The 13601-nt window shown below is 48.8% G+C and carries 11 protein-coding genes; 3 read left to right on the forward strand and 8 right to left on the reverse strand.

The window, feature by feature from the left end; all coding sequences use genetic code 11:
- Nucleotides 1-9: 9 nt before the first annotated feature.
- A complete protein-coding gene (locus MKR05_RS10580) occupies nt 10-624 on the forward strand; it encodes a hypothetical protein (RefSeq protein ID WP_048298125.1) in 615 nt (204 codons plus the stop codon).
- 530 nt (nt 625-1154) lie between these two features.
- On the opposite strand, the gene MKR05_RS10585 is transcribed toward MKR05_RS10580, so the two are convergent.
- Nucleotides 1155-1709: a hypothetical protein gene (locus MKR05_RS10585; RefSeq protein WP_048298124.1), complete on the reverse strand. Its 555-nt coding sequence runs from the start codon at nt 1707-1709 to the stop codon at nt 1155-1157.
- A gap of 996 nt (nt 1710-2705) precedes the next feature.
- Here MKR05_RS10585 and MKR05_RS10590 point away from each other — a divergent pair.
- Together MKR05_RS10590 and MKR05_RS10595 are read left to right on the forward strand one after the other, a co-directional pair.
- Nucleotides 2706-3596, forward strand: coding sequence for a site-specific integrase (locus tag MKR05_RS10590; protein WP_077263847.1), 891 nt, complete (start codon nt 2706-2708; stop codon nt 3594-3596).
- 104 nt (nt 3597-3700) lie between these two features.
- Nucleotides 3701-4782, forward strand: a protein-coding gene (locus MKR05_RS10595; RefSeq protein ID WP_228703139.1) for an IS3 family transposase whose coding sequence is annotated in 2 segments (ribosomal slippage) — nt 3701-3932 and nt 3932-4782 — 1083 coding nt in all. Because the reading frame shifts where the segments join, the coding sequence is not laid out codon by codon here.
- 334 nt (nt 4783-5116) lie between these two features.
- Here the strand turns inward: MKR05_RS10595 and MKR05_RS10600 are convergent.
- The 7 genes from MKR05_RS10600 to MKR05_RS10630 form a co-directional block, all read right to left on the reverse strand.
- Nucleotides 5117-5779 carry a retron Ec48 family effector membrane protein gene (locus MKR05_RS10600; protein WP_048298122.1) on the reverse strand — a complete coding sequence of 221 codons (663 nt, stop codon included), beginning with the start codon at nt 5777-5779 and terminating at the stop codon, nt 5117-5119.
- A complete protein-coding gene (locus MKR05_RS10605) occupies nt 5769-6950 on the reverse strand; it encodes a reverse transcriptase family protein (RefSeq protein WP_077263846.1) in 1182 nt (393 codons plus the stop codon). Before MKR05_RS10605 ends, MKR05_RS10600 begins: the two co-directional genes overlap by 11 nt.
- A gap of 590 nt (nt 6951-7540) precedes the next feature.
- Nucleotides 7541-8320, reverse strand: a complete 780-nt coding sequence (locus MKR05_RS10610) for a heme ABC transporter ATP-binding protein (RefSeq protein WP_048298121.1) — start codon at nt 8318-8320, stop codon at nt 7541-7543.
- Entirely contained in the window at nt 8313-9308 is a 996-nt protein-coding gene (locus MKR05_RS10615; protein ID WP_048298120.1) for an iron ABC transporter permease, read from the reverse strand. The genes MKR05_RS10610 and MKR05_RS10615 overlap by 8 nt, the downstream gene beginning before the upstream one ends.
- Nucleotides 9308-10126, reverse strand: coding sequence for a hemin ABC transporter substrate-binding protein (locus MKR05_RS10620; protein WP_048298119.1), 819 nt, complete (start codon nt 10124-10126; stop codon nt 9308-9310). The genes MKR05_RS10615 and MKR05_RS10620 overlap by 1 nt, the downstream gene beginning before the upstream one ends.
- Nucleotides 10123-11154: a hemin-degrading factor gene (locus MKR05_RS10625; RefSeq protein ID WP_023290808.1), complete on the reverse strand. Its 1032-nt coding sequence runs from the start codon at nt 11152-11154 to the stop codon at nt 10123-10125. Before MKR05_RS10625 ends, MKR05_RS10620 begins: the two co-directional genes overlap by 4 nt.
- Nucleotides 11155-11224: 70 nt before the next feature.
- Complete coding sequence (locus MKR05_RS10630; protein ID WP_048298118.1) at nt 11225-13588, reverse strand: TonB-dependent receptor domain-containing protein; 2364 nt, start codon at nt 13586-13588, stop codon at nt 11225-11227.
- Nucleotides 13589-13601: the final 13 nt, after the last annotated feature.

Raw genomic sequence — 13601 nt, forward strand, 5'->3', positions numbered from 1 at the left:
GATACACATATGAGTGTCGTTGCGACATTGAGAGAGCTATCTGAGGTCTGGAAGCTTTTTAGCGACATGCCTGATGACACTACGTTAAGTGTCGATTTAGCTGCTCTCTATTTAGGTATTAGTGTTAAAACATTAGCAAGATATCGGCAAAACGGTGATGGACCCACTTATATCCAATATCAATCAGAAGACAGTAAAGCAAGAAACCAAAGAGTCAACTACTTGTTGGGAGACCTTCGTTCATGGCGTGATATTCATAAAGTGAAGAGCACAATGCACGCAGCACAAATCAGAGGGTTGACCTTCAGTACGCTGAACGACTTCATTAAGCCACAACCTTTCTGGTGCATTTTTGACAAAAATAGATCAAGAAATGAAATTGAAGTAGTATCCCATGCTCTGACTATTTCTGATAATGACTTCATGGACACTCTCTTAAATCCCAATATTGATGTAGTTTGGATCTCAGTTGAAAAAGTTATTTTTCATAAATGGAAAGATAAAAACGAATGGATGATTTGGTATGCGATGTTCACGTCTACAATAAACAATATTAGTCTTGCAGCTAAAGCGGAACAGGAAAGACTAATATTGAATGATGCTTTGGGTTATGTGAACCTGTGATATTATATATCGCAAAGGGTTATTTTTTGTCTATAAGGGTTATTAAAATAAAAAGGAACATAATCAAAAAACATAAAATCGCAAGGGGGAATGGGGATATATTGCCCTGAACAATATCATGTGAATGGTTGGTGCAATAGAAAAGCAATGGTGGCACAAGTATAAAATATATAACTGCAAATGTGGTTTTGTATATTTTTATTTGTTTTTTTGTTTTCAAGGGATGTCTCCGGGTTATTATTATATTAATTTAAAAATTACATTTAATTATTTAGAAAGTCAAATAATATTATATATGGGGTTTTATGGTTCATGGAGATATATACTGGTTTTAGTTTCTTGTTTTATCATCAAGAAATATGTACATCAGCTCTAAATGGTATTGTTTGTGCTTCGGACACTGAAAAGGGAAGTATATGATTAATAATACGCTAGAGGACTAATTATGATTAATGAGAGTTGCCATAAAGACCAAGGTTTATATCAAGTTATGGTCGATATAGACCGACCATTTAACTTGTAGAACTTGCTTATTTTACTCTTTTCATTACTATATCAAAGTTGTTCCCAAATGGGTTTATACCCTCTAATAGCTTTTGATCATGATTATTATTTTTTATGAGGTAAGACTGACTTGCGCCTGGTGCTGTGAAATCTTCTATGGTCTTAAGTTTCTGATTGGAAATTCGTTCTATCATGTCAAAATCTTGAGATCCTAACACCTTACCTTTATAAATCATTTTAGTAGGAATAGACTTTAGAGTATTAAGTGTTGTTATCAATTCTTTATCGTGAATATCCCAATCTCCAGCGCCGTTAATAGCAAAGGTTATGGTGGTTGCGCTATCTGGTTGAAAAGACATATCAGCATTAACATTGTATTTCCCATTAGAGAAGTATGATGTTTCTCCATTTATATTTATTATAATCCCTCCGCTATCATATGAATAATCTGATGTCCATACGCCAATGATGTCATCTGTCTTTTGAGTATCAGAGCTTCTGGGGAAAATGTAGGAGAAGATTCCAACAAGAGCTGACACAATAAATATTGTATTCGTTGTTGGCTTTGTGAATTTTTTCATAAAAATTCCATTTAGAATGAGTGATAGAGATAGGTGTATTTTATCATTTTCAATCCATTTATGAAAATAAATTTGAAATTACTAATTAGGATGTGATTATATATTGAGAGGTAAATTAGAATAGTTAATTTTTTTGGCAGCATAATTTTTGCTTTATCTTCTATATTTAAAATGAACAATGGTTTAAACAGTAGTTTTAACAATAGGATTTTAACTCTCAGTTATACAGAATTAATGGTGTTTTTCAGGGGGGATGGACTATGTTGAAGAAATTGAGTTAATGGAAGAGAGTGAGAAATATATTGAGTGGTTAAGCTACTTCTTTGTTGCTGAAATGTAAGATGTGTTGGATGTTATTAGCGAGCATGGATATGCTTGACCAAATTTCCGTTTTTGATTTTTTGTTTAAGCTTATCCAATCAAGAAATGAGATGGAATTCCTGGCAAGAACTATTATCTATTATAAGTCGAGAATTCTTGTTTGATATAAATTGAATGTAAAAAGTTTAGTGCTTTTTGAAAAAAGTAAATATTCATCTAAATAATATTCTTATTTTTTACTAAAGTATTTGCAAATAATTTTAATGTGCTTTATTTATAATGGATTGACAGGGGGGGATTACTATCAGGTGTATACAATGCTCATTATGTACTACTGATAACAATAAGTAAATTATTCTCCTCTTTAAAGTGCATGTTAATTGGGTTGAAGATTGTTCTTTATTTGAAAAGAATAGTAAATTTTTTCATATGATAATATATCATATGATACAGCTATACTTATTTTGTAAAATAAATATTTGAATATTAGAGGTAAGGAAATGAAGAAAATAGGAACGCGTTTATTTTTAATGGATAGTGGAGAAAGATTCTGTGTTGTATTGAATAAAACTACCGGAGTACCGCTTCATTATCCTAATATATATCATTATTAATGAATATAGAAATTGTGGGAAGTCTATATCGACAATAGAATTGGTTGGAGCAAGTATTTCCATGCTGTATAATTTTCTATCAGATATGGGGATAGATCTTGTAGATAGAATTCTTTCTCAATCATTTTTATCTATTAACGAAATTGATGCCTTGAGGGATTTTACCACAATAAATACAAAAAGAATTAATATAATAAAGCGCAGTAAAAGTAGACATTATAATATATCAGTTAGACCAGCCACTAAATACTTTAGATTAACATCTATGGCTAATTATCTTGAGTGGTTATGTCAGATTCTTTTGATGGATTTAGATGTAAATCAAGAGAGAATAAACGTTTTTATTAAGCAGATTGAAAAGAGAAGGCCAGTAGTGAAAAAAAGAAATGCTCTATCAGTAGAAGATAAAGGTCTAAATGAAGAGCAGATTGATTTATTATTAAAAACAATTCAAATTAATTCAGACATTAATCCGTTCATCACTGATGTTCAGGTTAGAAACAGATTGATGATACTCATACTTTATACATTAGGTATCAGATGTGGAGAGCTACTTAACCTGCAAATCACAGATATCGATTTTCATGATGGTAGTATATCTATTCGTAGAAGGGCTGATGAGAAATCTGATCCTCGAAGAAGGCAACCTTTAGTTAAAACATTAGAAAGGAAAATAGAACTTTCAGATGTTTTACTTAAAGAGATTCGCAACTATATGCTAAATGAAAGACGTAAGTTTAAGAAAGCCAGAAGACATAGCTATCTATTTGTTACTCATAAATCAGGGCCAACACAAGGTCAGCCAATCTCTAAGAGTGGATATAACAACATCATTAGTGAGATTAAAAAAACATCATTAGAACTCAGTGATTTTGCCGGACATCAGCTAAGACATACATGGAATAATAATTTTTCTAAAGCTATGGATGCTTCTGGCGACGTTGGTGTGTAAGTATCCCGGTAAAGCGGACCATTCACATTTAGAGATCTTCCTGCATACTGATTATGTTCCTGGAGGAGATCGCCATGCGCTAAGCCCGATTCACCGAACACCAGATCATTGCCGTTCTGAAGTCCGTCGAAGCCGGACGCACCGTCAAAGATGCGTGCCGCGAAGCCGGGGTTTCTGAGGCCTCGTACTACAACTGGAAAGCGAAGTTCGGCGGTATGGAAGCCTCTGATATCAAAAAGATGAAGGACCTCGAAGATGAAAACCGCCGGTTGAAGCAGATGTTTGCGGACCTGAGCCTCGAGTGCCGCGCATTGAAAGACGTTATTGAAAAAAAGCTTTAAAACCAGCGATAAAGCGTGAGCTGGTCAGCTATCTGACCGCGCAGTTTGCCATGAGCTTACGTCAGGCATGCAGGATATTGTCGCTGAGCAGGACGGTATTTCGTTATCAGCCGGATACGCAACGTGATGAGCCAGTCATTATGGCGCTGACCGTGGCGGCTGAACGCTATCCGCGATACGGATTTAAAAAGCTTTTTCAGGTGCTGCGCAGGCAGGGCAAAAGCTGGAACCATAAGCGCGTTCACCGGATTTACTGCCTGCTGAAACTGAATTTTCGCCGTAAGGGAAAACAGCGCCTGCCAGTGCGCAATCCGGTTCCGCTGGTGACGCCAGAGGTGATGAACCAGAGCTGGTCCATCGATTTTATGCACGATGCGCTGGTGTGCGGCAGACGCTTCCGGACCTTCAACGTGGTGGATGATTTTAACCGCGAAGCACTGGCGATCGAAATTGACCTGAATATCCCGGCGCAGCGAGTCGTGAGAGTGCTGGACAGGATCGTGGCAAACCGCGGATATCCGCTAAAGATGCGGATGGATAACGGTCCGGAACTGGTCTCGCTGACGCTGGCACAATGGGCAGAAGAGCATGGTGTGATGCTGGAGTTTATCAGGCCCGGCAAGCCAACGCAGAATGCCTTTATCGAACGGTTCAACCGGACATACAGAACAGAAATACTGGATTTTTATCTGTTCAGAACACTGAATGAAGCACGGGAAATTACAGAGCGCTGGCTGGCTGAATATAACGGCGAGCGCCCCCACGAATCCCTGAATAACCTGACGCCGGAAGAATACCGGCTGATGGCTGAAACCGCGGAAATCTCAAAAAGTGCGTGGAACTAAAACGGGTGCGCTTACACGTTCTTCACCCACTAATGACTCCTTGCTAAGGGGAAATGACTTTCTGTGGATATTTTATTATTATAACATCAATAGGATTTAGCTTTAATTATTGTAAATGTGATCAATATCACGTTTGTGGCGGGGTTTGCAACATGTGGCTAACTTTCTCTAAAGAATCTGTATTCTTTTATCTTCGTTTTCTGATAGTGAAGCTGGGAAGCGGCTATGTGATCAAAGAATAGACTTGTTTTCCTTTTCAACCGAAGGGAAGAAAAGCAAGGGAACTTAGTGAAGCGTAGCTTCGATAAGTTAGCCCTTGCTTTGATATATGAAGTTATTCTTTTGATATGTTGATATTGAACCATACCTCAATGATCTCTATCAATAGAGTACATATATTATTAGTGATTTCATCTAAGCGTTCTATATCAACTTCTTCTTCGATGTTGAATCCGAAGTGTATTGTAATAGAAGCTAGAACTGCTTCGTAATTATTTTTTTTATCACCATTAAGTGCGCCGAGTAAGCCAGTTGTTCCTCTTAATTTAATATAGGAACGTATTTTTTCTTGGGCATCGGTCTTGAAGTTTAAGTGTTCATCAAAGAGTGCGTTGTACAGTTTTTTCTTGTTAAGTATTTCTATCAATTCTTTTTGTTCATTTGTGTTTTCTTTTAAATAAGAATAAAAATCACGCTCTTTATTAAGTGTGTTGTTGTTTTTCGCATTTATTATCGCCAGCTTATAATTATATAGGCCTATAAAAAATACAAAAATAGGTATGAGTATTAATGATTGCTTCAGAAGAGATATTGGAGTTTTAAAAATTTTCTGAGCATTTAATACGCAATTTTCAGAGAAGCAAAGATGTAAATCTCTTGTCCTAACTATATCTACGCAGACAATTATCGCAGCGGTAATCATTGAGATGAAACACAATGTTACAATTATGATGATGGTATAGGAAATTATATCAGTTAAAGGCTTTTTAATTCTCATTCTTAGTTGGACCTATTTGTCTTAACCGTGCTCTAAACTCATTTGCTTCAACTGGATATAGTTTTTTTAATATATCTAAACGAAAAACAACTTGAAAATACCTACTTTTGTATCTTTCCGTATGACCAATGCTAACATGATCTTTCGACAAGTTTGATATAACACGATTAATTCTTTTTATTTCTTTATGCTCAGGAAGAGGATCGCAATGTTTTTTTAGAAGATTTTTAAGAACTGGATAATCAGGGCAATCTACACGCTTAAGTTTCGTTATTTTACCTTTCACAGAGAAATATTTCTTGTGATAACTTGGTTGCATTCGGATTTGATCTCGCCCATAACCGGTCCTTACAACTTGATGTACTTGCGTTTTTATGTTAGTTCTTTCAGTTTTAGTAAATCGTGGCGCATCATCCTCAATACATAATCCGTGAACTTTAAATGATTGTGGCGATTTAGCAGATAGAAGTTTTGTTTTCTCATTATTTACAGTCAATTCTTTTTGTTTAATAAAGTTAGAAATAACAGACTCAACAAACTTCCAATCTTCCTCTTTATTTAAACGGGATATTGTTATGTCATCAATCAAACGAGTATATCTGAATCCAAGTTTACGAAGATAACTGACTTTGCTTGGCTCACAATCATAAAAATATAAGTTGGCTAAATAAGTACTCGTTGGTGCGCCTTGAGGAACGAAACCCTCATATGTTGTTAAAGTTGTTAATATATTGGAAACTTCATCTGAAAATCTGAATAATTCTTTAAAAATTTGATAAACAAATTTTGACTTCATCGTTGGGAAAAAATTTTCTATATCCATTTTCACAAGGATTTTAGATTTGCAATGCTGTTGGGCACACAAGATATAATCGCGAGGATTTTCTTTGTCAGGAATGGAGCCATAAAGGTAATCTGGAAAATTAATTTGGCTGAAAATTTTATTGTTTATTTTTCTTAGAATCGATTTCAGCATTCGGTTTGGTGCGTAGACAATTCTATGACCACCGTTCTTTTTTTCAATTGGTGGCTTTATGTAGTAAGCTTTTTCTACACCATCGGAAATCAGCTTTTCAAATTTATCGATATCACTTATACCCAACAAGGCAAGTAAGCTTTCTTTCTTCTGAATGGGGGTGAAAGTGTTTTTGAAAGAGAAATCCTTTGCCATGTGATCCTTCTTAGATAAAAGTTAGCGTCCTCACGGCCAGGAAGGGCAGTTGAATCCGAGGGAAGCAACGCAAGAGTATAAAGTCCACCCCACCTTCACTAACTTTTTCCAACTGTGTACTGTACTCCGTGGTCTAGCTTTCGCATGGCTCGCCAGAGTGCACCCAGAAAGACCTCTCGGTCGTCCTAGACTTAAGGACAGATCTTCTTGCTTTAACGCTTCCATTTTCATCAAGTGAGGTATTCGTCCCACAGCTAATTTTTACCAGAAATCGGAATGATCTTAAAGTACTTTTTTACACATTATAAAATGTATGCCATATGTATGCTGAATTTTAATTAATTTTAAAATTAACATAAAATACAATGACTTAATTATTTAATTGCATACTGCTGCATCATCGTCGTGTGGGCGTCGAGATTGTCAATTGTGCTCATGGGGTGTTATCCAGATCCCTGATTTGAAATGGCTGCGATTTTGTTGTTTTCGTCGTTATCACATGGATGAGACATGATAACGGAGATGGGCAGGCGAGGGAAACTGACGAACGCGCGCGGCGCGATCCGGATTCCAGTTGCGCCGCGCGGGAGTTACGGCGCCAGATAGACCTGGGGGGCCGCGTTGTCCGGATGCTGGCCGAGACGGACATCCGCCCCGTACCAGCGATGGATAACCGACTGCTGGATCACCTCCTGCGGCGTCCCCTGGGCGACCAGGCGGCCCTGGTGAAGCAGCAGGATGCGGTCGGCCCACAGGGCGGCGAGGTTAAGGTCATGCAGCACCACGCACACGTGCAGTTGCCCGCCGGCGGTGAGCCGTTTGAGCAAGCGCAGCAGATGCTGTTGATAGTAAAGGTCCAGCGCCGAGGTGGGCTCATCGAGAAACAGCCAGCCCTGCGGCGCGCCGTCGCGCCACAGCTGCGCCAGACAGCGGGCGAGCTGCACCCGCTGCTGCTCGCCGCCGGAAAGGGCGGGATAGCGGCGGCCGGCAAGGTCATCGCAGCCGGTGACGGCCATTACCGCCGCCAGCTCCGCCGGGTCCGCGGTCGGGCCCCACGGCGAGCGCCCCATGGCGATGACCGTTTCCACCGTCCAGTCGGCCTGCAGGGCCGTGCGCTGTAGCATGACCGCCCGCCGGCGCGCCAGCGCCTCGGGTGACCACGCCTCCAGCGGCGTGCCCGCCAGATGGCGGGTGCCGCTATCCGGGGTCAGGTACCCGGTCAGCAGCCGCAGCAGGGTGGATTTGCCCGCGCCGTTCGGCCCGATAAGCGCCGTCATCTCGCCGCCGCGCAGCGCGACGGAGATGTTGTCGATAATCTGCCGCTGGCCGAGGCGAAGCGCCAGCCCCTGCGCGCAATATTCATTAGCCATGTTTGGGGTTCTCCCGACGAAAGACCAGCCACAGAAACCAGGGGGCGCCCAGCAGGCTGGTGAGCAGACCGACCGGCATCTCCGCCGGCGCCGCCACGGTGCGGGCCAGGGTGTCGGCCAGCAGAAGCAGGATCGCGCCGGCCAGCAGCGAGCCGGGGATCAGCCCGCGATGGTCCGGCCCCAGCCACAGGCGCATCAGGTGCGGCACCACCAGGCCAATAAAGCCGATGACGCCGCTGATGGCCACCGCCGCGGCCACCAGCACCGCGCTGCACAGCAGCAGCCAGCGCTGCAGCGCCCGCACGTTGACCCCAAGATAGTGCGCTTCTTCATCGCCGAGCTGCAGCAAATTCAGGCGGGAGGCCATCCACCACACCGCCAGCGCCGCCGGGATGATCAGGGTCGCAGCCACCAACAGGGTCGGCCACTCGGCCTGGCCCAGACTGCCCATGCCCCACAGCGACAGCTGTCGCAGCTGGGCGTCGTTACTCAGCCAGGCCAGCACGCCGACCAGCGCCCCGCACAGCGCGTTGATGGCGATCCCCACCAGCAGCAGGCGCGACAGCGACCCCTCCTCCGCCCGGCTGAGGATAAAAATCACCACCATCACCGCCAGGCTGCCGATAAACGCCGCCAGCATCGGCATATACAGAGCGATCAGCCCCGTTGCGGAGAGCGGGAGCACCAGCCAGCTGGCCACCGCCAGCGCGGCGCCGCTGCTGATGCCCAGCAGGCCCGGGTCGGCAAGCGGGTTGCGAAACACCCCCTGCATTACGCAGCCGGAGAGGGCCAGCGCCGCGCCTACCAGCAGGGCCAGCAGCACCCGCGGCAGACGGATGGTCAGCCAGATGTGGCGCAGCATCTCATCCCCGGCGGGCAGCAGGCTGGCCAGCGGCAAACGCATCGCGCCAAGGGTGGTGGCGAACAGCGTCAGCAGGATCAGCAGCAGCGTCATCAACAGCAAACGGCGGGCGAGGGCAGGGCGCATCAGGGCAGATGCTCCGCTTTTTCACGCAGCGCGATTATCGCCTGCGGGGTGCGCGGCCCGAAGCCGAGCAGGGCCATATCGTCGATCGTCAGCAGCTGTTTATGACGCCCCGCCGGGGTCTGCGCCAGGCCGGGCAGTTTCCACAGCCCGGCTTCGCCGCCCATCCCTTTGAGACCATCGGCGGAGATCACCACCAGATCCGCCTGGCTGGCGGCCACCCCCTCCTGCGACATCGCCCGATAGTGGTCGAAGCCCTGCATCGCGTTCTGCAGCCCGGCGGCGCGAATGGCGCCATCGGCCGCGGTGCGTTGCCCGGCTACCAGGGTATTCATTCCGCCGTGGCTGAGAATAAACAGCACCCGCTTAGCAACCGGCTGCGTTGGAATGGCGGCGATCTGTTGCTGAAGCTGCTGGCGCAGCGCGTCGCCCGCCGGGGTTTTGCCTAACGCTTCGGCAATGACGGCCACTTTGCTATCGATCGCGGCCAGGCTTTCGCCGCCCGGCACGTTAACCACCTTCACGCCGCTCGCCTGCACCTTGTGTAAAACCAGCGAGGGCTGTGCCTGGGCGCTCGCTAATACCAGCTGCGGGCGTAACGCGAGGATCCCCTCGGCGTTCAGCTGCCGCAGGTAGCCGACATCCGGCAGCTTTTGCGCCGCCGGGGGCCAGCTGCTGGTGCTGTCCCGGGCGACCAGGCTCTGTTGCGCGCCAAGGGCATAGACGATCTCAGTGACATCGCCGCCGAGGGTGACGAGCCGCTCCACGGCGGCGTGGCTCAGCAACGGGAAGGCGATGAGAAGCAGTAACCAGCGCATCATGCGGGCAGTCCTTCGCGGGTCAGACGATCCACCTGCTGGCGCCATTGCGCCTGCTCGGGGTGGCCCTCGCTGCGCTGGCCATAGAGCTGGGCGATCTGGGTGCCGTCTTTGGCGAACAGCTCGACGCTGGTGACGTGTCCGTCTGAGGTCGGCTTGCGGGTCACCCACACTTCATCGAGGCTCTCTTCACGCAGATGCAGAGTAAAGGTGGGATTGAAGATATTCAGCCAGCCGCGCATCGGCGCCAGCTTTTCCAGGGCGCCGGTGAAGATCTGCACGCAGCCGCGATTGCCGACGAAGATCATGATTTCATTGCCTTCCTGGCGCACCGTCTCCAGTAGCGCTGGCAGCGCATGGCGATCAACGCGGCAGGCGAGGTCGTCGCTCACCAGGCGGAAGGCCTGCTGGCGGGAAAGCTGATATTTACGCAGCAGACCGAAGAACTGGTGTACGTCGGTCATCGCGCGCCAGTCGTTCTCCAGGGCGGCGCCGTCGGCGCTCTCGGCATATTTCACCGGCTCCAGCGGGCGCAGGGCCAGCGGCGCCGGGGCCGCCACCCGATGTTCTGCGATCAGGGTATCCCAGGCCGCCATGTCGGTCTGCGTGGTCGCATAGACTTTCAGCAGCGCATCGCCGTGGTGGTCGAAAAACTGAATGCTCTGGCGACCGTTATCGTTCAGATGGAAGGCGCTGGCCCACTGGCTGAGGAACAGACGCAGGTCGAGCGCGCGCGGGTTGAGCACCAGCCCGGCGTGGCCGCTGAGGTGCTGGTGCGTGAACTGGCCGACCTGCTCATGCACGGCATACTCGTTGCGACAGATGCATTTGGTTTCACCGACGCGCTCAAGGGCGGCAATCAGCGCCCGGGCGTCATCGATCAGGCGCACGGCATCGTGACCGAGGCGGGCGGCGGTCAGCTCGGCTTCGCTGATCCCCATTTCCGCGGCGATATCGCGGGCATATTTCGCGGTGCTGGACGCTTTAGTGGCCTGGTAGCGCTGCCACAGATCGGGGTGGGCATTGGGCATAATCATATCCTTCTCAATGTTCAATATCCCCGGCCGGCGGGCCGGGGCAGGTGAGTTGTTCTTCGGGCAATCAGAAGTCGACGTTGACCCCAAGCTGCCAGGTGCGGCCCGGCATCACCGCCAGCGCTTTATCATTGGCGTCCTGGTTGGTGCCGGTCTCGATATTGCGGCTGCTCAGGTAATCCCAGTATTTACGATCGGTGAGGTTGTAGACCCCGCCATTGAGGCGCACGTTTTTCGCCACCTGCCAGTACGCGGTCCAGTCCAGCATGCCGTAGCCCGGCACGCGCATATAGTCGTTGCTGGCATCGGCGATGGCGGACCCGCTATTGCTGTAGCTTTCGCGGTTGGTGGCGGTCGCCTGTTTCCCCTTGACGAAGGTCGCCGTCAGGGCGGTGCCGTAGCGTTTCGCCGGATCGTCCCACGCCACGCCGACGATAGCTTTCATCGGCGCTACGCTGTCGAGGTCGACGTATTTATCGCCGCTGTAGCTGGATTTCGATTTCCCTTCGCTATAGCCGAAGGCGAGGGTGGCGCTCAGGCCGTTCACCTGCTCAAACCAGGTGCCAAAGTTAAATTTGGTGCTGATCTCACCGCCGTAGATATAGGCCTTATCGCGGTTTTCCGCCTGATAAATGGTGTAGATGTTCGACGGCACATTCGTGAACTGGCCCGGATTATTCGCCCGGGTATAGCGGGTATAGGCGATAAAGTTCTTATAGCTGTTGTAGAACAGCGCTGTGCGCAGGGTGATGCCTTCGGTAACTTCCCCCTTCAGCCCCCACTCGAGATTATCGCTGGTTTCCGTCTTCAGATCGGTATTGCCGATCAGGGCATACTGCTGGCTGCCGGCGTAGCTGGACCCAAGGTTCCAGGATCCATACAGCTGGCTGGCGTTGGGGAACTGCGCGCCGCGCTGGTACTGCAGGTAGGTCATCAGGCGCGGGGTGAGGTCGTACTGGAAGGTCAACGACGGCAGAACCTGGGTATCGCTGTTTTTACCGTACAGATTCGCCACCGACGATTCGGTCAGCGCGCTGCTGTTGGCGGCAAGGTCGGACAGATTTTCCGGCTTCGTCGATTGATGCACCACGCGCACGCCGGGAATGATGGCGAAGTTGTGGCTATCAAGGTCGAAGTTGATCTTATCCTGGACAAAGCCGCCGAGAGTGTAGCTGCGGCTGTCCGCCTCCGGCTGCATGATCTCGCTGTAAACGCTGGGGATCGGCGACTGGCTGAACGGCCGCTGGGTTTTGCTGGTGCTGGCGTTGAAACCGGCGCTCAGATCGTGGCGGCCCAGGGTTTTCGCCAGCGCGGTCTGCAGGCCCCAGGTGTCGGTGTCGTAGTTGGAGTTCACCGTCTGCATCCTGCGGGTGACGCTGTCCGGCATATACGTCCAGTCATGGGCTTCGGTATGCTGGTAATAGATTTTACTGGAGACGCTGTCGAGGTAGTCATTCATCGGCGTCCAGTCATCCTTCAGGCTCAGGCCCCAGCGTCGGGTCTGGCTGGTCTGGTTGGCGGTGCCGATGGTGCTGTTGCCGCTGGAATCCCAGGTATCGTAGTGGGTGTGGTTGGTTTTGTGGTAATAGTCGAAGGTGCTGGTTAGCTTGTGCTCGTCGTTGGGCTGCCAGATCCCGGAGGCCAGAAAGGCATCGGAGTGCCAGTTCGCCGGGTAGGCGTCGACGATGTCGCTGTTATTTTCGGTTTCCTGGCCGTCGCGGCGGCTGTAGACCAAAATGCCGCGCAGGAACTCATCGCCGCCGGCGACGGTCACCCCGTTGTGCCAGCTGCGATCCGCGGAGTCGTAGCCGCTGCGATAGCCGAAGGCGCTGGTTTTGCCCGGGCGCAGGTAATCATCCGCCGATTTCGGGCGGAAGGAGACATTCCCTCCGATGGCGCTGTTGGCCGTTTCCGTCGAGGTGGCGCCGGACTGGATATCCACGCTGCCGTACATATACGGGTCGATATAATCGCGGCCGATGCCGAAGGTATTGAGCCCCGAGCGGCCGACGTAGCCGCGGCCGGTGGCGTTGGGCTGGGCGATACCGTCCACGTCGATACCGACGCGGTTGCTCTCCATGCCGCGAATGTTGTAGCCGGTGTAGCCCCCGCGGTCGAAGCCGCTTTTGCCGTTGCCGGAGCCGCCGCTGGCCCCGGTGGCGCTGATGAGCGGTTCATAGCGCATGATCGAGCCGAAATCGTTAGCGCCTTTGTCCTCCAGCTCCCGGGCGCTGATGCTGTGCTCGTTACCGGCTTTTTGCGCCGGCGCGGGAGCGGTGACGGTCATTTGTTCCGAGGTGTCATCCACCGCCTCGCCGCCGATGGCGGAAGTGCCTGCTGCGACGGCAGAAGTTTGATAAATTGCTGCAAGCAAAGAGGTCACCAGCAGGCGTTTTTTACACCCTGCTGCTGACGGAGTCGATTTGTACATAGTCGCCACGCCT

Origin of the sequence: Klebsiella sp. K5-204, from assembly GCF_030128585.1 — a bacterium.
In the GTDB taxonomy this organism is placed as follows: Bacteria; Pseudomonadota; Gammaproteobacteria; order Enterobacterales; family Enterobacteriaceae; genus Klebsiella; species Klebsiella quasipneumoniae.